Source organism: Pseudomonas sp. BIGb0164, assembly GCF_024810135.1.
Taxonomy (GTDB): Bacteria; Pseudomonadota; Gammaproteobacteria; order Pseudomonadales; family Pseudomonadaceae; genus Aquipseudomonas.
Genome location: NZ_JANUEA010000010.1, coordinates 286,385 through 307,323, shown reverse-complemented (window position 1 = coordinate 307,323; position 20,939 = coordinate 286,385). Strand labels below are relative to the sequence as shown.

Here is a 20,939-nt window from a genome sequence, read left to right as displayed (position 1 = left end):
AGCAAGGCATGTCATTTAGTCAGAGGTAATAGTTACTGACTATTTGATTTGCAAATCTCATTCAAGGAGTGAATTGATGAATATAAAGTTTATTGCGGTCATTTTTTCCTTAGTACTATCTGGCTGCCAGTCCTCTGGCGACATAGATCCGGCACAAAAAAATAAAATAAATTTTAGCGAGGGAACGCTTGCTAATGAGAAACTGACATCTGACACCAACGCGGGATTGAAAAAGATACTAGGAGGTTTTGAGATTACGCCGCAAACCAATATATTGAAAACCGTAATTCAGCAGCCTGTTGGAAGCCCCGGCGTCAGCGCATGGAGAGAAATGTGGATTGTTGACTCACCAGGCGCAGTCGAAAAGTTTGTCATAACGTTTAATGAGACTGGCGCGGGCGGGACAGATTTTCAAATCAAAAGATTGAACCAACCAAACCCTACGCCTTCTGAAAGTTGCCCAAAAACCTTTGGTGACTACAAAGCAGGCGAATTAACATCTCAGGAAGTTCAAAGCTGCCTGGGCTCGCCCTCTCATGAAAACTACAATCCGGACGGTCGCTACGTATACCTTTATAAACTTAAAACCAATACAATATTAGCTTTTGTATTTGACAAGTCCGGGATGCTGCTCAATACGCGTGGTTACAAGCAAGACTAACTATCCAGAAGTCATGTCATCAACTTCTCTCGCGGGGTCTACTTCCGTTCTTAGTTGCGGCGAGATGAAATACTGCCTATGTACAATGGCCTCTCAAACTTAAGCTAAGCTTTGGGGGGCTTTTTGGGCGTTAACTACATTCTGTCAGCCTGATATGGCAATCCTGCTCCGCGTACCTCATCTTCATTGACTGCATCCCATAGTGCTGGCGAAAACTAACTTCAGGCGTCGACAGCGTCCGATTCAGCGCCAGCAATGACTGCTATTGGGCGAAAGCGGTCAGTCCCCCTCAACGTTTTTACCCAACATCCCCCGCATCACCCCAACCCCCCAGAAAACCTCACACCCCCAACCCCCCGCACATACCTCCCCGGCGACGCCCCCAACGTCTTCCTAAACATACTGATAAACGAACTCACCGACTCATACCCCAACGCCTCCGCCGTCCGCTGCACTGACTCCCCCTCGGCCAGGCTCTGCAACGCCACGATAATCTGCCACTGCTTGCGCCACTGCCCAAACGTCAGCCCCGTTTCGCGCTTCACCAACCGCGCCAGTGACCGTTCGCTCATCGCCACTTGCTTCGCCCACTCGGCCATGGTGCTGCGATTGTCTGGCGCCTGGGCCAGTTGGCGGGCAATGGCGCGCAACTGAGTCGAGGCGGGTAGGGGCAGGTACAGCTGTTCCGAGGGCGCCTGTTCCATTTGTTCGATCAGCACGCTCGCCAGGCGGGCGGTGGGGCTTTCGGGTGGGTAGTCCTGGGGCAGGGTGCTCAGGTGCAGGATCAGTTCGAGGATGAGGGGGGACAGCACCAGGGTGCAGCATTTTTCCGGGAGGGCAGCGGCGCCGGGTTCGATGAACAGGAAGCCGACTTTGCCGTTGGCGGTGATGCGGTTGCTGTGGGCGACGCCGGCCGGGATCCATACGCCGAACCCGGTGGGCACCATCCATACGCCGTCTTCCACGGTGCACACGATGCCGCCGTGGCAGGCCACTACCAGTTGGCCTTTGCGGTGGGTGTGCACGGCGTATTCGGCGTTGTTGCGCTGGGTGCCGAGCATCACCGCGACGGCGGGTTGCTTGAAATCATCGAGTTCAAACTGGCCCACGGTGTAGAGGGTGGTCTCGTCCATTGCGCGGCACTCAGGTGTCTGAATTTGATTATAAGTTGGCAGCATACTCAATATCGGCACGCCCGGGCACTGCCTACCATGGCAGCAGGGCCTTCAAGGTGAAGGCCGATGGTGAGACTTCTGCAATGCTCAGCGAAATCACGTTTGCCAACCTCTACCTGCCGCCGTTTCTGCTTTATGTGGGCGCTGCGGCGTTGATGTATGCGGTGCTGGAACGGCTGATGCGCCGGTGGCTGGACTGGACCTGGCACCCCAGCCTCACGCGGTTTTTTGTCTCGCTGATTGTGCTTTCCACCCTAGTGCTGAAGCTGTGAGGGCGACGCGATGAGGCTCAACAACACGTTGAAAATCCTGGTGACGCTGGTGCTGGGGCTGGTTGCCTTGTTGTTCTGCACGCAGTTATGGCGCGCCTATGTGCTGGCGCCCTGGACGCGGGACGGGCGGGTCAGCGCGCAGGTGCTGCGCATTGCGCCCGAGGTGTCCGGCCAGGTCGAGCGGCTGCTGGTGGGCGATAACCAGTGGGTGGCCAAGGGCGCGTTGCTGTATCAGATCGATCAGCGTGCTTACCTGTTGGCCCAGCAACAGCGCATGGCCGAGCTGGCCGAGGCGCGCAGTGTGTTTGCGCAGCGCACCGCGCAGTTCCGGCGGCGCACTCAGTTGGGCGACGCGATTGCGCGGGAAGAAACCGACAACGCCGCCCAGGACCTCGCCGTGGCCAAGGCGCGGGTGGACGCGGCGCAGAGCCAGTTGGCCCAGGCCGAGCTGGACCTGGCGCGCACGACGATTCGTTCGCCGGTGGACGGCTACGTCACGCAACTTCGCCTGCAACCGGGGGATTACGCGGTGGCGGGCAGCACCAATATCTATGTGGTCGACGGCCGCAGTTTCTGGGTCACCGGGTACTTCGAAGAGACCAAGCTGCCGGGCGTATTGGTGGGCGCGCCGGCCTCGATCAAGCTGATGGGCTTTGCGCCGTTGCTGGAAGGGCATGTGGCGAGCATCGGCCGGGGCATTGCCGACGGTAACGAGTTGCGCAGTGACAGCGGCCTGCCCCAGGTGGCGCCGACGTTCAGTTGGATACGCTTGGCGCAACGCGTGCCGGTGCGCATCGAGCTGGATGCGGTGCCCGAGGGTGTGGAGCTGGCGGCGGGGATGACGGCCAGTATCGAAGTGACCGAGCCCGGGAGCGCGCCGCATTGGCGGCTGTCGCGCTGGCTGCAGGCGTTCATGTGATGGCGGGGTATGTGGGGCGGCTATGGGCCGTACTGCCTCGGCCGTGGACCCAGGCCACCTGGGGCTACGTGGCGCGCAGTGTGATGGCGGCGACATTGGCGTTGTGGCTGGGTTTTCAATTGCACCTGGACTCGCCGTTCTCGGCGGCGTCGACGGTGTTGTTGCTGATCCATCCGCTCCAAGGCGCGGTGATCGGCAAGGGCTTCATGCGGGTGGTGGGCACTGCGCTGGGGCTCCTGGTGGCGGTGATTCTGCTGGGGTTGTTCGCGCAGAAAATGCTGTTGTTCATCCTCGGTATCGGCGTGTGGTTGGGGCTGTGTGTCGCTGGCATGACCCTGCTGCGGCACTACCACGCCACGGCGGCGGTGGTGGCGGGTTATACGGTGTGCCTGGCGCTGGGCCCGGCCATCGTCGCGCCTCAGCAAGGGTTTGATCACCTGGTCACGCGGGGCACGGCGGTGGTGCTGGGGGTGTTGAGCCTGAGCCTGGTGGCCTCCTTGTTTGGGCGAAAGACCGTCGAGCGGCGCCTGGGCCCGATGCTCAAGGATGTTTCTTCGCGCGCGCTGCGGTTGCTGGCGAGCCAGTTCAAGGGGGAGGGTGTAGCCGCTGCCGAACGGCGCCAACTCGCCCTCGACATCGCCAAGGTGGATGACCTGCTGGGGATCGGTCGAGGCGAATCCGTGCTGATCCGTTCCCGGTTCGCGACGCTGCAGGCGGGGCTGGCGTATCTGCATGCCGTGGCCCTGCAACACCTGTCGGTCAGCACGCCGGTCGTGGGCGTGGCTGAGGCCCTGCAAAAGCTGGCTGAAACCGATGCGGATTTTTCCACGACCGCCGCGCGGATCAGGGCGTTGCAAGATGGCCTTGATGAAGAGTCGGTACAGCTGAGCGATCCGTTGGCGGACCTCTCCAATGCCTTGCAGAACTTCGCCTGCCTCGAACACGACACCCCGGCGCCGGCCCGTGCGGTCGGCTTCCACCGGCACTATGGCGACGCGTTGCTCAACGGCCTGCGCGCCCTGGTCGCGACCCTGGCGACCGCTGCCGTCTGGTACTTCACGGCGTGGGATCAGGGGCCAACATTGCTGGCCGTGCTGGGCCCGTCCTGCACCTTGCTGGCGACCAGTCCCACGCCTACAAAGGGCCTTGCCGGTCTGTTCAGGGGCACGATTTACGGCATCGTGGCGGCGGCCGCGTGCAAGTTCTTGCTGCTGCCGCACATCAGCGGCTTCGCGTTGCTGGCGGTGGTGCTGATCGCCTTCTGGGTGTGGGGGATGCAAGCCACCACCCAGCCGCGTCATGCCTTGCAGGCGATTGCCTACCTGATCGCCTTCAACACGCTGGTCGGCACCGGTGGCACCGCCCAATACGACTTTACCGACTTCGCCAACCAGGCCCTCGCCTGGCCGGTGGCGCTGGCGATCTGCATGCTGGCTTTCCAGATACTGCCAAGAAACCCTGTCGCCCAGGTGCGCGCACTGAAACGGGCGCTGCACACAAGCACCGGGCGGTTACTGCGCGATGGCGCGCACATGGACCTGTTGAAATGGCAGGCCAGGCAACAGCATCGGATGGTGTCATTGCAGGCCTTGCCGGGGTGCGAGGGTGACGCGGTGGGCGCGTTGTCGTTGCAATTGAGTCGCAGCTTGGGGCGGGTGTATGCCAGGACACGGGAACTGGCGCCGGGCACACCGGTTGCGCGGTGTGCACAGCGGGGTATTCGGCGGCTCTCCAGGCATGCGTCCGAGCCTGGGCTGAATGCGCTTCAGGCTCGGCGCACGGCACAGGGTTTGCGGTTGCTGGGGGCAGGGGAGTTGGCGCGGTGTTATCAGGAGGTGGCGCAATTGCTGGGGGCGTACGCGGCGTCCGGCGGCCAATCCTCATAGACAAAGCAGCCTTCAGAGACCGGGTTGCCATCCATGTGGTAGGCCACCCACGCCAGTATGTGCGCCATCCGCTTCGTCCCCGACGGCGTCAATTTGCAGGCCTCGGCGACCTCGTGCAAGCGCGCCCGGCAAATATCGATGTGGCGCCGTACCCCCGAGAACCCGCCGAGGTAGTGATAAAATTCATCGAGATAAATGCCCACACCGCTCACGCCATAGGTGCCGGCAACCCCTGGAGCGTCCTCGTAAATGGCCATGATGTCGTGGCCTTCCAGTGCTGCGACGCGGGTCAGCACGTCGCAAAAAGCATCCTTCAGAGCATTGCTGATCCAAAGGTTATAGCTGTCACCGATGATGATGGGGGCGCCCATGTGGCTGTTCTCAGTGTCTAGAAAGAAGTGGAGTCGAATCTGATGCCGTGTCTTCGATGGCAACGTTCGGTCAATAACGAATCCGCTTCCGGCCATACTCGGAAAAAACTGTTGGTCTCGTCAATTCAAACCTTGACGCCGGTCGTTCCAGCTACAGTCCAATAGGCTTCTGCTTCCCAGCGAATCGCGATGGAGTGCCAGTGCTTGATGGTCTTACGTGCGTTCGCAGCTTCAATATCATTGACGTCTAACGGTCGCCATTCGACCCCTCGTCGAAATCCCCCTGCATGCTGAACAGATCTTGGGTATTTGTTTAAGAGGCTCATCTGAGCGGCAGCGAGGGACATCGAATTTGCGCCTCCGTCTGACGTTGGATTAGCTAACTGGACACCATCGTCTTCCCAGCCACAGAGGGCGCAAATAGTGTACGAGCCGTACTCGTATTCCAATGTCTCGAAACCGCAGCACGGGCAGGGTAGATCACGCATACGACATCACCTGGTTTAATCGTCTACGGGTATCGGCCAAGTGATCTTTTACTTGGGGAGCAGATTAAAAAATAACTGACGGCCAACTCCACTCACTGAGAAGAGTTGCTAAGGGCGAGGTTGAGGTCATCCATCGTAGCGTTCCTGTTTCCAGTGAGGCGAGCTCAGGATACTGTTCCGAGTCTAAGCCTACGGATGACCTTATGACTTCCCTACCTACCCACCGCGTCTGTAATCGCTGCGGCGAACGGATAACCGCTTATTGCCCTTCGATTGAAACGCTATCAACTATAGGGGTTTTCCATGACTTGGGTGACCAGGCTGTAGTCGATGAGATAGTGCGACGGGAACACATTGATCCCGTCATTGTGTGGGAGTACTTCCACCATCGGATGAGGCTTCGTTGCGTGCAAAAGGTTGCCTTCTGTTCATTCTGCGGTGGGCAACTGAGAACCTGGCGTGCACGACAATGTATGCACTGCTTAAGGGATTGGCACTGATACTCGCAACTTCGAAGATGGGCACTACAACGCCCGCACCGGAATACAGATCTCGCAGTTGAATTCCCCGGTCCGAGGATCAATCACCGTAGGCGCCGAAAACATCTCGAAGCACGGGCGGTCGTCGCATTGCAGCCCGCTGGACGGCATCCATTCTCGCGTCAGCCACATCCAGGCGTTGGCGATCTGTTCCGGTTTGCCCTTGAAGCGCGCCACGGCATACCGGCCGCCCGGCAGCGTCTGGGTATCGGCCTGGCCGCTGGCGACAAACTGCGCCGGTACTTCGACACACGCGTCATAGCGGCACTTGTTGGCGGGGGTGAGCGACGGGTCGTCATAGCCTATGCCGTAGCAGGTTTGATCGCTGAGGCCATGAGAATGCATCCACGGCGCCATGACCCCGCGCCAGAACTCGCCGATGGCAGGCCCGTAGGGGCCGATCAAACGTTGGTACGCGACACGTGCTTTAGGTAAATCGATGATGCGTACATCCATGGCAAAGTCATCCGCTGGCCGATAAGAGCCGTCAGATTCGCCGAACTCGCGCTCGCCCGCCTGATGTGGATTGCCGAAGACCTGATCAGGATTGCTCTCCTGGCTGCCAGGCGGCTGCCCAATCGCGGCGGCCTGGGCTTTGAGCCGCTCAAGCGTCGTGGCGCGCCAGGCCGAGGGCGTGCAGCCGAACTTGAGCTTGAAAGCCCGCGCAAAAGCTTCACCGGATTGGAACCCGGTGGCCAATGCGGTTTCCAGTACGGTTTCCGGGGTGCCGCAAGACAACCGGAAGGCCGCTTTCTCCAGCCGTCGCCGTTGCGCATAGCTGCCCAGGGTTTCACCCATCCAGGCGGCGAAGATGCGATGAAAGTGGAAACGCGAGAAATTGGCGATGTCAGCCAGCTGCGCGCCATCCAGCGGTTGATCGAGGTGCGCGTCGATGTGGTTGAGCACACGGTTTATGCGGCGTGCGTACTCGGCGCGGGAGGCTTGGGGGGCGGGTTTGGTGGGCATTCTAGATGTCAGCGTTCAGGTAGCTGTCGAATCGTTGATTTTATAGCCCGTCACCTTTGAAAAAGGCAAATAACCTGCAAAAACCCCGCCTTATAAGGCGGGGCTTTTCCCTTCACTTCGGCGCAACCCACGTCACCTCGGTAATCCCGAACTTCTCCGCCCAGGGCCGTGTGGTCTTTTTAACCTGCTCATGCCCCACACGCCCCACGCGGCTGACGTGGGCGATGTCGGCATCCACCGCCGCCCAGTGCCAGGCTTCGGCGTTGTTCATGATTTCGGCGCGCACTACAAAGGATTTCGGTTGACCGTGCAGCTGGTAATGGATGGTGTAGATTTTCGCGGTACTCATGTTGCCTCCCTGTCTTGTTATGAATGGATAGGTTGGTGTTCAAAAAGGTTCACTCAAAATGACAAGGTGCACGCTGGCGCGGCATAGTGACGCCTCTGCCACGTGCCCAAGGAATGTGCCATGCCCCACCTGACCCACAGCCAGCGCTACCTGCAGCGCCTGGGTTATGACGCGCCGCCACCGCCTACCCTGCAGACCTTGCAGGCGCTGCAACTGCGCCACGTGTGTACCTTTGCGTTCGAGAGCCTGTCGACCTTGATGCACCTGCCGGTGCCGATCGACCTGGCCAGCGTCGAGCAGAAAGTGTTGTTCGATGGGCGTGGTGGCTATTGCTATGAGCTGAACCAGATGTTCCTGGCGCTGTTGCAGGCGCTGGGCTTCGAAGCGCGCGGCATTACCGGTTGGGTGGTGATGGGCGGGCCGCCGGACGTGCGCACCGGGCGTACCCATCGCCTGAGCCTGGTGACCCTGGACGGCGTTAGCTATATCACCGACGTCGGCTTTGGCGGCATGGTGCCCAGCAGCCCGCTGCGGCTGGACACCGAAGCGCCGCAAGCCACCGCCCATGAACCCTATCGCCTGACCCATCATGAGGGGCAGTACACGCTGTGGGCCCAGGTCGCCGAGGAATGGCGTGGCCTGTATGTGTTCGACCTGCAAGAGCAGGTGGCGATCGACTATGAAATCGGCAACTGGTACGTCTCCACGCACCCGGGCTCGACGTTTGTGGGCCAGTTGAAGGCTGCGCTGCTGGCGCCGGGCAAACGCTATACCTTGAATAATACGAACTACGCGGTCCATTCCCTCGACCAGCCCAGCGAAAAGCGCACCCTGGACAGCGCCGATGAACTGCTGGCGTTGCTCGGCGACACCTTTGGCCTGCGTGTGGCGCAACTGCCTGCGCTGCGCACCGCCCTCGAAGGCCTGTTGCAGGCCTGACCGCCCGATGAGGGGGCAGGGTGGCTGGCCGCCCAAGCCCCCCTTTGTGTCCCCCAAAACCCTCAACGCCGCGAGACGGCTGCCTTAGTGTGGACTGCACTTTCCACCGTATAAGAAGAGAGGGTGGCCATGCGCCGCATCGCGTTACTGTTGGCTCTGCTCGGCCTGCTGACGGCCTGTGACGATAAACCCAAACCCCGCCCTGATAGTGCCTCCGCTGCCACCGCCATGCCCGCCGACCCAGCGCTGGCCCAGGTCTACGACACCAGTTGCAAGCTGTGCCACGCCAACCCGGCGTCCGGCGCGCCGTTGACCGGCGACCGCAGCGCCTGGAGCCCGCGTGTGGCCCAGGGCGCGGACACCCTGCTGGACCACAGCATCAACGGCTACAACGGCATGCCGCCGATGGGCCTGTGCATGCAGTGTTCCGAAGAGCAGTTCCTAGCGCTGATCAGCTTTATGTCCGGTACTCAAATCCAACAATAAGAAGGGGTGGTGGATGACGCTTTCACGGCGGCAACTCTTGCAACGGTCGGCGGCGGCCGGCGCCTTTCTGGCGCTGACCAGCAACCCGGTGCTGGCCCAATTGGCGCGTGCGCCGCGGCTGATTCCGTGGCGCAACTGGTCGGGAGCGCAGACCTGCCTGCCCTTGGCGCGCCTGGCGCCGAAGGACCTGGATGAGCTGGTGCAGGTGATACGCCAGGCGCCGGGCACTGTCCGGCCGGTGGGATCGGCCCATTCGTTCAGCGCGCTGGTGCCAACCGACGGCACGCTGCTGTCCCTGAGCTATTTCAACGGGCTGCTCGACCATGATCCCGCCACGTTGCAGGCTACTTTTGCGGCCGGTACGCCGATGTCGCGCATGGGGCCGGCGCTGAAGGCGGTGGGGCAGGCGCTGCCGAACATGGCCGATATCGATTACCAGACCCTGGCCGGGGCGATTTCCACCTCCACCCATGGCACGGGCGTGGGCTTCACCTCGTATTCCGGTTGCGTCACTGGCATGCAACTGGTGACGGCCCAGGGCGACGTGCTCGATTGCGACGCCGAACATCATCCCGAGGTGTTCAGTGCAGCCCGGGTGTCCCTTGGCGCCCTGGGCGTGGCCACCCGCATCCGCTCGCAGAACCGCGCGCCGTACCGACTGCGGGAGCGCCAGTGGATCGCCAAGACCGAAGAACTGTTGGAAGACGTCGAGAAGAACACCCGGGAAAACCAGCACTGGGAAATGCTGGTGGTCACCCATTCCGACTACGCCTTGTCCATCGCGCTCAATGAAACCACCGACCCCGAGACGCCGCCCATTGACCCGGCCGAGGCAGGCGGCAATGAGTTCGTGACGATCATCGAGAAGCTCGACAAGTACGCCAGCGACTTCCCTGACACCCGCCGCACCTTGCTCAACAGCCTGCGGTTCTTTGCCAGTTTCCAGGACCGGGTGGCCGAGTCGTTCCAGGTGTACGCCAATGTGCGCAATGTGCGCTTCAACGAAATGGAGTACTCGGTGCCTGCTGAACATGGCCCGGCGTGCCTGCGGGAAATCCTCAAGCTGATCAACGACAAGGACCTGCGCACCTGGTTTCCCATCGAGTACCGCTACGTCAAGGCCGACAACATCCCCTTGAGCATGTTCGAAGGCCGCGACAGCTGCTCGATCTCCGTGCACCAGCACTACGCGATGGACCATCACAACTTCTTTGCCGCCGTGGAGCCGATTTTCTGGAAGTACGCCGGGCGCCCGCACTGGGGCAAGTTGCACACCCTCAACGCCCGCACCTTGCAGCCGCTGTACCCGCGTTGGGACGAATTTACCCGGGTGCGCCGCGAGCTGGACCCCAGCGGCAAATTCCTCAATGCACACCTGTCATCCATCCTGGGAGTGGCCTGATGAAGCGTCGACATTTTGTACTGGGCAGCGCCGCTGTGCTGGCAGCCGGCGCCTGGTTGCTGCGCCCGAGTGATCGCGGCGGGCCTTACAACGAGTATTTCCGCACCCTCAATGCCGAACTCAAGGCCCACGGGCCGATGCGCCCGGTGATGCTGATCGACCTCGACCGCCTGGACCACAACATCGACGTGGTGATGCAGTCGGTGAAGCGCGGCGGCAAGCACCTGCGGCTGGTGGAGAAGTCCTTGCCGTCGCCGGGGCTGCTGGCGTACATCGCCAAGCGCGCGGGGACGCAGCGCTTGATGTCGTTTCACCAGCCATTTCTGAACCATGACGCCCAGGTGTTTCCCGAGGCCGATATCCTGATCGGCAAGCCGCTGCCGGTGCGGTCGGCCGAGCTGTTTTATCAAACCCACAGGGGCACGTTCGACCCTGCGCGGCAGTTGCAGTGGTTGCTGGATACGCCGCAGCGCCTCCAGCAGTACCTGGGTTTGGCGCAGGGCTTGGGCACGCGCTTGCAGGTCAATATCGAGCTGGACGTGGGGTTGCACCGTGGCGGTATCAGCGATAACGCCGTGCTGGGGCAGATGCTTACGCTGATCGGCGCCCACCCGCAGCACCTGGCATTTGCCGGTTTCATGGGCTATGACCCGTTCGTGGGCATGGGCGTGCCGGGGATTCTCGGTTCGCCCCAGGCATTGTTCGAGCAGGTGATGCAACGCTACAACGGCTATGTCGATTTCACCCGCCAGCACGTCACCGGGCTGTGGAGGGAAGGGCTGACCTTGAACACCGCCGGCAGCCCGAGCTATCGCATTCATGAGCAAGAGCGCTTGAGCACGGAAGTGTCGGTGGGCACGGCGTTGCTCAAGCCCACCCATTACGACCTGGCGTCCCTCAGCGAGCACGTGCCCGCCGCGTTTATCGCCACGCCGGTATTAAAAAGCACCGGGCCGGTGAACATCCCGGCGCTGGACGGCAAGTCGCGGGTGTTCTCGTGGTGGGACCCGAACCAGCGCAGCACGTTTTTTATCTACGGCGGCAATTGGATGGCCGAATTCGAATCGCCCCAGGGGCTGCAGAGCAACGACCTGTACGGGCGCAGTTCGAACCAGGAAATGGTCAACGGCTCGCCGTCGGTGGGTTTGAATGTCGAGGACCAGGTGTTCCTGCGGCCCACCCAGAGTGAGTTCGTGCTGCTGCAGTTTGGTGATTTGCTCGCGGTACGTGGCGGCAAGATCGTCGACACCTGGCCCGTCTACACCTGACGAAACGCGGTAAAAATGTGGGAGCGGGCTTGCTCGCGAATGCGGTCTTTCAGTAGCAACTACGCTGACTGACACACCGTATTCGCGAGCAAGCCCGCTCCCACATTTACAGGGCAAACGGAATCGTCAGCTTCGCCCACAACATGTCGCCTTCCGGGCGGTTCTTCACGTCGAACTCCTTGGCCCAACGAATCTCCGCACTGGCGTATTTGAGAAAGGTGAAATACACCGCAGGACCGATCGCAAACACCTGCCCGCGCACGCCGTCGTTCACGTCCTCGCCGAAGATGTTGACCACCGTGCGCCCGTACTGCTTATCGTCGGTGGTCTGCTTGAGGTAGTAGCCGTTGACCCCCAGGCTCAGGTTGTCGGTCACTTTGTAGCTGGCCGAATAATCGAAGTGGAAGATCTGCCCGGAGCGGTAGTCGGTGTCGTGGTTCTCTTCGTTGAAGCTGTAGGTGGTCTTGATCGACAGTTCGGTGCGCGCGTTGGGCATCCAGGTGGCTGAGACCAGTGGCTTGTAGGTGTAGAAGTTATTGCTGGTGTTGGCCAGGCGCGTGGCGTCGTATTCGCCGGTGGGCAGGGTGATTTCCACGGCGGCCGCCAGGGTCAGGTCCTTGCCCATGTCCCACAGGATGATCGGCGCGACGGTGGTGTCACCCATGCTTTCGCGGGTGTCAGACATGCCGAACAACGACACCTGCTGTTTGAGGTAGGGCTGCGCGATGTAGCCACCCAGCCGCCCGCCGAAGATGCGCACCGGGCTCAGGTAATCCAGGCGGGGGATGATGGCGTCGGACTTGATGCGCACGTCCGGCACCTTGCCGCCCAGGGAGCTGATGTCCAGTTTGCGCGCCTCGTAGTGGTTGTAATACAGGTTGAAGGCGAACATATGGTCCGGCAGGTTGTTCACGTCCAGGGGCAGGATGTAGAAGCCATCGGTGCCGGGGCCGATGTTGTCGACGCCGCCTTCGGTGGCCAGGGCCGGCAGGCTGATCAGGCTTAACAGCGCAACATGCAGGGGGTGAAACGCACGGGTGGGGTTCATGTCTGGCCTCTTTATTATTGTTAGGGCACCGCAGGCCATAGAAATAAGCCCTCGGCGCGCAGTGAGGCAGGGTTTTGGAGGACAGATAGGGGGACTTTGCCGGACAGGTTTCACTCAGTATGCAACGACTCTTGCAAGCGCCTATGATTGTCAGAATGTTTCTAAAACAAGAACTGAAGCACTCAGTCAGGAACCCGTGATCCATGCAAAGGAAAGCCGTTGACCCACAATTCGAGCTGGCGCTTGTGTCGCCGTTCCTGTTGCAGACCCTTGGGCAGGTGGTGGCGCAGAAGGGCGCCAGTGCCGAAGCGCTGTGCCGTGGCCTGGGCTTTACCCTGGCCGACCTGGATGACCCAGCCCAACGCATTTCCTATCGCCAAGCGGTAGCAATGATCCAGCGCGCGCTCAAAGTGCTGCCCGACCAGGGCCTGGGCCTGTGTGTGGGGCACCAGAACGTGTTGGGCACCCTGGGTTTGCTCGGCCATGTGATTTCCCTGTGCAAGACCCTGCGCGACGCCTTCGCCATCGGCGAGCGCCACCAGCACACCTCCGGCGGCATCGCCACCACCCGCACCCACGAAAGCGCCCACGAAGTATTTATCGACGTCGAATGCCTGCTGCCCTACGCCGAGGTGCAGGTGTTTGCTGCTGAAGAGTTCTTCGCCAGCATCATGGTGTACGGCCGCGCGTTGGTAGGCGCGGACTTCATGCCGCTGCGGGTGGAGTTCATGCACGCCGCGCCGCCTTATGAAACGGAGTACCAGCGCCTATTCGGCGATGACGTGCGCTTCGGCTGCCTGCATAACCGCATGGTGCTGGCGCCGCACTGGATGGACGTGCGCTTGCCCAATCACCATGCCTTGGCGTTGCGCCAGGCCTTGGAATTACTTGAGCTGGAAAGTGCGCAGTTGCACCAGAAGATGGACCTGATCCAGGCCGTGGAACGCGCCATCTCCCGCGACCTGCAAGGCAGCCAGTTGGAGAAGGTCGCCAGCGACCTGAACATGAGCGGCCGCACCCTGCGCCGGCGCCTGACCGAGCACGGGTTGACCTTCGAAGGCCTGCTGGAACAGGTACGGCGTGCGCGCACCATGGGCTTGCTGGGCAACCCGGGGTTGTCGATCGAGCGGATTACCGAAGAGGTTGGCTACAGCGATGTGCGCAGCTTTCGGCGGGCGTTCAAGCGCTGGACGGGGGTGAGCCCCAGTGCGTTTCGCGGGGAGGGAGGAGGGGTGGCTTAGTCCTTCGGGTGGTCCCGTTGCGGACGCCGGCCTAGAGCGGTTTCAGGAGGTTGACGAGTTGGCGGGGCGAGCGCGCAAAGGTTTGCTTTTTGGCGAATCAAAAAGCGCGCCGATCGCTTGACGCGCCCGCGACAGCCGGCTCATCACCGTACCGATCGGCAGGTCGAGCATCTCGGCCGCCTCCTTATAGCTGAAGCGCTCCACGCCCACCAGCAGCATGACTTCGCGCTGGCCGTCGGGGAGTTTTTCCACGGCTTCGATGATTTGCCGGTGCATCAGGTCCGATTCCGGGTTGGGTGCCTCGGGGTCGCTGACGGTTTCCAGGAATTCGTCGTTCCAGTCCATGCGCGAACGGCTGCGCACCTTGCGTGAACGCAATTCGTTGATCCAGGTGGAGTGGACAATCGAGAACATCCAGCTCAGTACCGAGGTGTCGGGCTGCAGCTGATGGGAGCGTTCCAGCGCACGCACGCAGGCGAGCTGAACCAGGTCTTCGGCATCGTGCTTGTCGCCGGAAATGCGCAACGCGAATGCCCACAGGCGTGGCAGCAGTTCTGGAAGCAGTGCGGGTAAGTCAGCACCGGTGATCGACATATTTCCTCTTTTTATTTCTTGATGCCTAAAATGGTGCGGTCAGGCTACGAGGTCGATACCGTAGCGGATGCCTGTGTCGCGGCGTCCTTTTTGCGGTGCTGGGGCTCCTTTGATGACGGCGAATTGTATCAAGTCGTTAACAAAATGTATCAGTTTGGCAGGGTTTTGAAAGGTTATTGACAGCTTATGCAGGTACCAGGCCAAACATTCTGACAATCGTGTCAGGAAAAGTACCCCTAACACATGGTGAAACATATAAGATTTATTCGGCCCTGGGAATATTTTCAGTCCCAGGGTGTTTTCTTAATGTCTTTGTACGTGTCGCCGAGTGTTTTTGCGGCTGTTTTAAAAGTGCTTTGGCCCCTGTTGCCAGGGCATCGATGATGTCAATATGATGGCTTGTCGCTACCCGCTGACTCGCCGCTTCGGCCCATAAGGCCGAGAACCACCTAGCAGAAACTGATGATGACAAACGGAGAGATAACCCCATGGTAGCGGATGATGCCTTGCTAATGGCCTATGTTGACGGCGAGCTTTCGTCGCAGCAGAACCAGGAGCTTGAGCGGCTGATCGATGCGTCGCCGGACCTGGCTGAGCGCGTCTCTCGGTTGATGGCTTCGTGCCTGCCTTATGAAGAAGCCTTCGCCCGCCAGAACCTGCCGCCTGTGCCCGAGAGCCTCAAGCTCAGTATCGCGGCCCTGGCTGCCCAGCATTCGGCGGCGGCCGAACCCGAGGTGGCGCCTGCCCAACGCGCGGCTGCCCATCCGTCCGGTAAAGCAGACAGCGTTTTCTCGCGCCTGTTCGCGTTCCTCCAACCTAAATTTGCATGGCCGGCCCTGACGTTCGTGGCCGGTGCCGCCTGCTACGCCCTGGTGCTCCAGGTTGGTGCATTCAGCGGTGCCCTCAAGCCCGGTTTTGATGCAAGTGCGCCAGCCGTTGCCCAGACCTCTCCCTGGGTTCAGCAGGCTGCTGCCTACCAGCATCTCTACACCCGCGAAACCGTCGCCTACGGCGCACAGCCCTCGGACGTGGTGACCAAGACCCTCGCCGATATCCGCGACATCGACGGCCTGGCCCTGCGCGTGCCCGACCTGAGTTCCGCCGGCCTGACCTTCAAGCGCGTGCAACGCCTGCGCTTCAACAACAAGGCTTTGATCCAGCTGGTGTACCTGCCGGCCAACGGTGCGCCGGTGGCGCTGTGCGTGATGAAGGAGCCCAAGCCGGACCAGTCCATCACCCAGCAAAGCGTCGCGCAGATGAACGTAGTAACCTGGCGCCAGTCTGAACTGGGCTACGCGCTGATCGGCGAGCCCGAACAAGGTGTAGACCTCAACGCCGTTGCCCGACTTGTCGCCGACCGAAGTGCTGCCCAGCTGTTTGCTGCTGTGCCTGCACCGATGTGGATCGCCGCTATCCAGAAATAACCGCTCTGGGGTCGGGCATGGGTTTCCAATGCCGCGACCCCAGATAGCTAGATGAAAACAACCTTCTCGCTGCAAAAACATCATTACCTGCCCCTCGCCCTCGCTGCCGTGGTGGTCACAGGCCTCGCTGCCTGGCTGCTGCCGTCGTTTCATCCTGCGTCCCCCACTGCCGTGCAAATCGTCGATGAGATGGAAGCCGTGGCGGGCGGCACTCACCCCGGGTTTCGTCGCAACCATGCCAAGGGCCAGTGCATCAGCGGCCACTTTGAAAGCAACGGTAATGCGGTAGAGATTTCCAGCGCGTCCTTGTTAAAACGTGGCAACTTCCCGCTGATCGGACGGTTGTCTGCGGCCGGGGGGGACCCGTCCCAGGCCGATGTCCATGGCATGATCCGCAGCATGGCCCTGCGCCTGGCCGATGCGGAAGGGGAGGCCTGGTACATGGCGATGAATTCCGTGCCGGTGTTCCCGGTCAACACCCCCGAAGGCCTCTACGAACAGCTGCGCGCCTCGATGCCGGAATACGGCGGCAGCGGCCCCGACCCGCAAAAGATGCAGGCTTTCAAAAACAGCCACCCCGAAATCCGCCCGTTCGAGAACTGGCTGGCCTCCCACCCGGAAGCGTCGGGGTTTGATAACTCCACGTTCTACAGCGTCAATGCCTTTCGCATGACCGACGCCAGCGGCCGGGTGCACTTCGTGCGCTGGAGCATGGTGCCAGAGACGCCTTACAAGCCCATGACAGCCGGGCAATCGCGCGACCCCGACTTCCTCGCCTTCGGTTTCGCCACCCGGCTGGAGCAAGGCCCGGTGCGCTGGCACCTGATCATCACCCTGGCCAACCCCGGCGATGTGACCACCGACGCCACCGTGCGCTGGCCGGAAGGACGCCGCCAGATCAATGCCGGCACCCTGGTCATCGACCGCCAGCAGTCCCAGGTGGAGGGCGCCTGCCGCGATGTGGACTTCAACCCGCTGGAACTGCCGGCCGGCATCGGCCCTTCGGATGACCCATTGCTGATGGCCCGCGAAGCCGCGTATGCCGAATCCCATCGGCGGCGCGTCGAGGAAGAACGCGCGCATTAAGAATTTTTCTCGCCGCGCGGAATAAATCATTTCCCTCGCTTGTTCTATTCCCAGAACAACTTGAACGAGGGAAGTACGATGGGCCTGCCCACCGAAGCTCAACCACTGGATTTCACCGCGCTGGCCTTGCCCCTGCTCTTGGGAGAGGGCGAGGCCGACGCCTGTGGCCAGAACTTCGAATACGACCCCCAGTTTCTTGAGCTGGAAGAAGAAGCCCTCGGCAAGCCCGAAGTGCAGTACGGCGACACCATCACCCAGGCCATCGAGCCGAGCTGGAAGCGGGTGATGGCCCTCGCACTGCCGCTGATGGAGCGCAGCCGCGACTTGCGCCTGGCCATCTGGCTGACCCGCGCCCAACTCAACCTCAATGGCTTCAATGGCCTCGCCGCAGGCCTGGAACTGGTGCAGGCCCTGCTGGAAAACTGCTGGGACGGCCTGCACCCGCAGCTGGATCCCGACGACGACAACGACCCGCTGTTGCGCATCAACATCCTCGCGTTCCTGTGCGAGCCCACCGGCCTGCTGCGCGACGTGCTGGATGCGCCGCTGGTCAGTGCCCGCAGCCTGGGCAGCGTGAGCCTGCGACAGGTGGAGGCGGCCACGGGCGAGCAAAGTGACGGCGAGAACGCCACCCTGGCGATCATCGACGGCGCGTTTGCCGAAGCCGATCCCCAGGACTTGAGCGCCACTGAGGCGGCCCTGGCGCAGGCCTTGAAGCACAGCGTGCAGATCGAGCAGCTGCTCACCGAGAAGGTCGGCGTGGGCCGTGCCATCGACCTGAGCGGCCTGGCGACCCTGTTGCGCCGTGCCGGCGAGGTGATCCGGCGCCGTCTGCCGGGGGTTGCGCCCATCGAAGCGGCACCGGTCGTCACTGCCACGGCGCCCATCGCTGTCGCGGCGCCGCACGCCGTGCGCGGTGAGATCAACAGCCGCGAAGACGCACGCCAGACCATCGACCGCCTGTGTACCTATTTCCAGACCTTTGAACCCGCAAGCCCGGTGCCGATTCTGCTGCAACGGGCCAAGAAGCTGATCGACAAGAATTTCATGGAATTGCTGCAAGACCTCGCACCCGACGGTCTCGCGCAACTGGCGCTGGTCAGCGGTGTTCGCAACAGCGACGACTGACCCTTTTAGTACTCACCCCCACTCACCGGAGCTATTCCTGTGGCCAAAGAAAGCAGTCAGAAGTTCATCGCTCGCAACCGGGCGCCACGTGTGCAGATCGAATACGACGTGGAGATCTACGGGGCGGAAAAGACCGTGCAGTTGCCCTTCGTCATGGGCGTGTTCTCGGACCTCTCCGGCAAACCGGCCGAGCCTCTGCCACCGGTGGCCGAGCGCAAGTTCCTGGAAGTCGACATCGACAACTTCGACGAACGCCTCAAGTCCATGAAACCGCGCGTGGCGTTCCAGGTGCCCAACACCCTGACCGGCGAAGGCAACCTGCCGGTGGAGATCACCTTCGAATCGATGGACGACTTCACCCCGGCCGCCATCGCCAGCAAGGTGCCGAGCCTCAACCAGCTGCTGACGGCGCGCAGCCAACTGTCGAACCTGCTGACCTACATGGACGGCAAGGTGGGCGCCGAGGAATTGCTGGCCAAGCTGCTCAGCGATCCGGCCGTGATGCAAGCCTTGAGCAGTGCACCCAAACAACCTGAATAACTGAAACAACGTTAACGCCGCCGGTGCCCCGTTTGCCCCGGTACGGGGACGCTTTGCCCAAAATTTGAGGATGCCTTCATGTCCACCACCCAATCTGAACAGCCAGGGCAACTTGCCCCCGCCACGGCGTTCGACGCCGGCGACTTCGCCAGCCTGCTGCAAAAAGAGTTCAAGCCCAAGACCGACAAGGCCAAGGAAGCGGTGGAAACCGCCGTGCGCACCCTGGCCGAACAGGCGCTGCAAGGCACGCAGCTGATGCCCAACGACGTGCTCGGCACTATCGAGGGCCTGATCGCCGCCCTGGACCAGAAGCTCACCGAACAGGTCAACCACATCCTCCACCACGAGGAATTCCAGGGCGTGGAAAGCGCCTGGCGTGGCCTGCATTACCTGGTCAACAACACCGAGACCGACGAGACCCTGAAGATCCGGGTGATGAACATTTCCAAGAACGAAGTGCACAAGACCCTGCGCAAGTTCAAGGGTGTGGCCTGGGACCAGAGCCCGATCTTCAAGAAGCTCTATGAAGAGGAATACGGCCAGTTCGGCGGCGAGCCGTACGGCGCATTTGTCGCCGACTACTACTTCAACAACAGCGCGCCGGATGTGGAGCTGCTGACCCAGATGGCCCGCGTCAGCGCGGCGGCCCACTGCCCGCTGATCACGGCTGCCGACCCTAGCGTGATGTTGATGGAATCCTGGCAGGAACTGGCCAACCCACGGGACTTGACCAAGATCTTCCAGACCCCTGAGCACGCCGCCTGGCGCAGCTTCCGCGCCAGTGAAGACTCGCGCTACGTGGGCCTGGCCATGCCGCGCTTCCTGTCCCGTGCGCCCTACGGAGCCAAGACCAACCCGGTGGAAGCCTTCGACTTCGAAGAAACCACCGACAGCGCCGGCGCCAAGGACTTCACCTGGGCCAACGCCGCGTATGCCATGGCGGTGAACATCAACCGTTCGTTCAAGCACTACGGCTGGTGCTCGCAGATCCGTGGCATCGAATCCGGTGGGGTGGTGGAAGGGTTGCCGGTGCACACCTTCCCGACCGATGACGGCGGCGTCGACATGACCTGCCCGACGGAAATCGCCATCAGCGACCGCCGTGAAGCCGAGCTGGCCAAGAACGGTTTCATGCCGCTGGTGCACAAGAAGAACAGCGACCTGGCTGCCTTCATCGGCGCGCAATCGATGCACAAACCCGCCGAATACGACGACCCGGACGCCACCGCCAACGCCAACCTGGCCGCGCGCCTGCCGTACCTGTTCGCCACCTGCCGGTTCGCCCATTACTTGAAGTGCATCGTGCGCGACAAGATCGGCTCGTTCAAAGAACGCGACGACATGCAGGTGTGGCTCAACAACTGGATCGGCCGCTACGTGGAACACAACCCGGCCACCGCCACCGACGCCGACAAAGCCCGCAAACCCCTGGCCGGCGCTGAAGTGGTGGTGGAAGAAATCGAAGGCAACCCCGGCTACTACGGCGCCAAGTTCTTCCTGCGCCCGCACTACCAGCTCGAAGGCCTGACCGTGTCCTTGCGCCTGGTCTCCAAGCTGCCGTCTACCAAATCCAACTGATCAACCTGAAAGGTAACCACCATGATCCTGCTCAACTTCAAAGGCACCCAAATCAAGGGCACTTCCACCGTCGACGCGCACAAGGACTGGATCACCATCGACGCCATCCAGATGGGCGTGGGCCGTGCGATCTCCATCAGCGGCGGCGGCACCGACCGTGACACCAGCAACCCGTCGTTCTCGGAAATCTCCCTGACCAAGGCCACCGACCTGGCCTCGGCCGACCTGTTCATGCAGGCGGTGTGCGGCAAAAGCCTGGGCGATGCCGAGATCCACTTCATCCAGACCGGCGGCCCGGACAAGAAGCAACAGGTGTTCCTCAAGCTGATCCTCGGCCAGGCCATCATCAGCTCCTACTCCGCCAGCAGTAATGGCGAACGCCCGAGCGAAACCTTCTCCATCAACTTCACCACCATCAGCTACGAGTACGACTCCTTCACCGGCGACACCGTGATCACCGGCACGCCGAAGAAGTGGGACCTGGAGAAGAACCAGAAGATCTGACTCAGGCTCTGGAAAAGGCCCTGTAGTGAGCGGGCTTGCCCCGCGCTGGGTGGCGAAGCCGCCCCAAACCCATTC

At 61.4% G+C, this 20,939-nt stretch carries 22 protein-coding genes; 15 read left to right on the top strand and 7 right to left on the bottom strand.

Annotated elements, in window-relative coordinates:
• Nucleotides 1–76 precede the first annotated feature (76 nt).
• On the top strand, nt 77–661 hold the full coding sequence (locus tag M2394_RS25415; protein WP_178926113.1) for a hypothetical protein: 585 nt from the start codon (nt 77–79) through the stop codon (nt 659–661).
• A gap of 317 nt (nt 662–978) precedes the next feature.
• On the opposite strand, the gene M2394_RS25410 is transcribed toward M2394_RS25415, so the two are convergent.
• Complete coding sequence (locus M2394_RS25410) at nt 979–1,794, bottom strand: helix-turn-helix domain-containing protein (RefSeq protein ID WP_259175016.1); 816 nt, start codon at nt 1,792–1,794, stop codon at nt 979–981.
• A gap of 125 nt (nt 1,795–1,919) precedes the next feature.
• On the opposite strand from M2394_RS25410, the gene M2394_RS25405 reads away from it, so the two are divergent.
• Genes M2394_RS25405 through M2394_RS25395 form a run of 3 tightly spaced genes read left to right on the top strand, consistent with a single transcriptional unit; the run spans nt 1,920 to nt 4,913 of the window.
• Nucleotides 1,920–2,108 carry a DUF1656 domain-containing protein gene (locus M2394_RS25405; RefSeq protein WP_176995445.1) on the top strand — a complete coding sequence of 63 codons (189 nt, stop codon included), beginning with the start codon at nt 1,920–1,922 and terminating at the stop codon, nt 2,106–2,108.
• A 10-nt stretch (nt 2,109–2,118) separates the two neighbouring features.
• Entirely contained in the window at nt 2,119–3,027 is a 909-nt protein-coding gene (locus M2394_RS25400) for an HlyD family secretion protein (protein WP_259175015.1), read from the top strand.
• The gene (locus tag M2394_RS25395; protein ID WP_259175047.1) at nt 3,027–4,913 is read left to right on the top strand and encodes an FUSC family protein; all 1,887 of its coding nucleotides are present in this window, start codon (nt 3,027–3,029) and stop codon (nt 4,911–4,913) included. The genes M2394_RS25400 and M2394_RS25395 overlap by 1 nt, the downstream gene beginning before the upstream one ends.
• Here M2394_RS25395 and M2394_RS25390 read toward each other — a convergent pair.
• The 4 genes from M2394_RS25390 to M2394_RS25375 all read right to left on the bottom strand — a co-directional run bounded on the left by M2394_RS25390 (nt 4,856) and on the right by M2394_RS25375 (nt 7,626).
• Nucleotides 4,856–5,284 carry a hypothetical protein gene (locus M2394_RS25390; protein WP_259175013.1) on the bottom strand — a complete coding sequence of 143 codons (429 nt, stop codon included), beginning with the start codon at nt 5,282–5,284 and terminating at the stop codon, nt 4,856–4,858. The two genes, M2394_RS25395 and M2394_RS25390, sit on opposite strands and share 58 nt — an antisense overlap.
• Nucleotides 5,285–5,409: 125 nt before the next feature.
• The gene (locus tag M2394_RS25385; RefSeq protein ID WP_259175012.1) at nt 5,410–5,772 is read right to left on the bottom strand and encodes a CPCC family cysteine-rich protein; all 363 of its coding nucleotides are present in this window, start codon (nt 5,770–5,772) and stop codon (nt 5,410–5,412) included.
• Between the two features lie 524 nt (nt 5,773–6,296).
• Nucleotides 6,297–7,277 (bottom strand): GyrI-like domain-containing protein, encoded by a 981-nt coding sequence (locus M2394_RS25380; RefSeq protein WP_259175011.1) that lies wholly within the window; start codon nt 7,275–7,277, stop codon nt 6,297–6,299.
• Between the two features lie 112 nt (nt 7,278–7,389).
• Nucleotides 7,390–7,626: a DUF6555 family protein gene (locus tag M2394_RS25375; protein WP_178918825.1), complete on the bottom strand. Its 237-nt coding sequence runs from the start codon at nt 7,624–7,626 to the stop codon at nt 7,390–7,392.
• Nucleotides 7,627–7,746: 120 nt separating this feature from the next.
• Between M2394_RS25375 and M2394_RS25370 the strand changes: the two genes are divergently transcribed.
• From M2394_RS25370 to M2394_RS25355, 4 genes are all read left to right on the top strand, one after another.
• On the top strand, nt 7,747–8,565 hold the full coding sequence (locus tag M2394_RS25370) for an arylamine N-acetyltransferase (RefSeq protein WP_259175010.1): 819 nt from the start codon (nt 7,747–7,749) through the stop codon (nt 8,563–8,565).
• Between the two features lie 129 nt (nt 8,566–8,694).
• Complete coding sequence (locus tag M2394_RS25365) at nt 8,695–9,051, top strand: cytochrome c5 family protein (protein WP_176995453.1); 357 nt, start codon at nt 8,695–8,697, stop codon at nt 9,049–9,051.
• 73 nt (nt 9,052–9,124) lie between these two features.
• Nucleotides 9,125–10,453 carry a D-arabinono-1,4-lactone oxidase gene (locus M2394_RS25360; RefSeq protein ID WP_178918835.1) on the top strand — a complete coding sequence of 443 codons (1,329 nt, stop codon included), beginning with the start codon at nt 9,125–9,127 and terminating at the stop codon, nt 10,451–10,453.
• A gap of 59 nt (nt 10,454–10,512) precedes the next feature.
• Nucleotides 10,513–11,721, top strand: coding sequence for a DSD1 family PLP-dependent enzyme (locus tag M2394_RS25355; RefSeq protein ID WP_178918834.1), 1,209 nt, complete (start codon nt 10,513–10,515; stop codon nt 11,719–11,721).
• Between the two features lie 106 nt (nt 11,722–11,827).
• Here the strand turns inward: M2394_RS25355 and M2394_RS25350 are convergent, their stop codons facing one another.
• Entirely contained in the window at nt 11,828–12,769 is a 942-nt protein-coding gene (locus tag M2394_RS25350) for a transporter (protein ID WP_259175009.1), read from the bottom strand.
• Nucleotides 12,770–12,972: 203 nt separating this feature from the next.
• Between M2394_RS25350 and M2394_RS25345 the strand changes: the two genes are divergently transcribed.
• Entirely contained in the window at nt 12,973–14,010 is a 1,038-nt protein-coding gene (locus M2394_RS25345) for an AraC family transcriptional regulator (protein WP_259175008.1), read from the top strand.
• A gap of 42 nt (nt 14,011–14,052) precedes the next feature.
• Here the strand turns inward: M2394_RS25345 and M2394_RS25340 are convergent, their stop codons facing one another.
• Nucleotides 14,053–14,604, bottom strand: a complete 552-nt coding sequence (locus tag M2394_RS25340; protein WP_176995456.1) for an RNA polymerase sigma factor — start codon at nt 14,602–14,604, stop codon at nt 14,053–14,055.
• A gap of 488 nt (nt 14,605–15,092) precedes the next feature.
• Here M2394_RS25340 and M2394_RS25335 point away from each other — a divergent pair, with 488 nt between their 5' ends.
• The 6 genes from M2394_RS25335 to M2394_RS25310 all read left to right on the top strand — a co-directional run bounded on the left by M2394_RS25335 (nt 15,093) and on the right by M2394_RS25310 (nt 20,864).
• Nucleotides 15,093–16,028 carry an anti-sigma factor gene (locus M2394_RS25335; RefSeq protein ID WP_259175005.1) on the top strand — a complete coding sequence of 312 codons (936 nt, stop codon included), beginning with the start codon at nt 15,093–15,095 and terminating at the stop codon, nt 16,026–16,028.
• A 51-nt stretch (nt 16,029–16,079) separates the two neighbouring features.
• On the top strand, nt 16,080–17,114 hold the full coding sequence (locus M2394_RS25330; protein WP_259175004.1) for a catalase family peroxidase: 1,035 nt from the start codon (nt 16,080–16,082) through the stop codon (nt 17,112–17,114).
• A gap of 78 nt (nt 17,115–17,192) precedes the next feature.
• The gene (gene tssA / locus M2394_RS25325; RefSeq protein WP_259175003.1) at nt 17,193–18,242 is read left to right on the top strand and encodes a type VI secretion system protein TssA; all 1,050 of its coding nucleotides are present in this window, start codon (nt 17,193–17,195) and stop codon (nt 18,240–18,242) included.
• Nucleotides 18,243–18,281: 39 nt separating this feature from the next.
• The gene (gene tssB / locus M2394_RS25320) at nt 18,282–18,782 is read left to right on the top strand and encodes a type VI secretion system contractile sheath small subunit (protein WP_178918818.1); all 501 of its coding nucleotides are present in this window, start codon (nt 18,282–18,284) and stop codon (nt 18,780–18,782) included.
• A 78-nt stretch (nt 18,783–18,860) separates the two neighbouring features.
• On the top strand, nt 18,861–20,360 hold the full coding sequence (gene tssC / locus M2394_RS25315; RefSeq protein ID WP_176995460.1) for a type VI secretion system contractile sheath large subunit: 1,500 nt from the start codon (nt 18,861–18,863) through the stop codon (nt 20,358–20,360).
• Nucleotides 20,361–20,381: 21 nt separating this feature from the next.
• Complete coding sequence (locus M2394_RS25310; RefSeq protein WP_176995461.1) at nt 20,382–20,864, top strand: type VI secretion system tube protein Hcp; 483 nt, start codon at nt 20,382–20,384, stop codon at nt 20,862–20,864.
• Nucleotides 20,865–20,939: the final 75 nt, after the last annotated feature.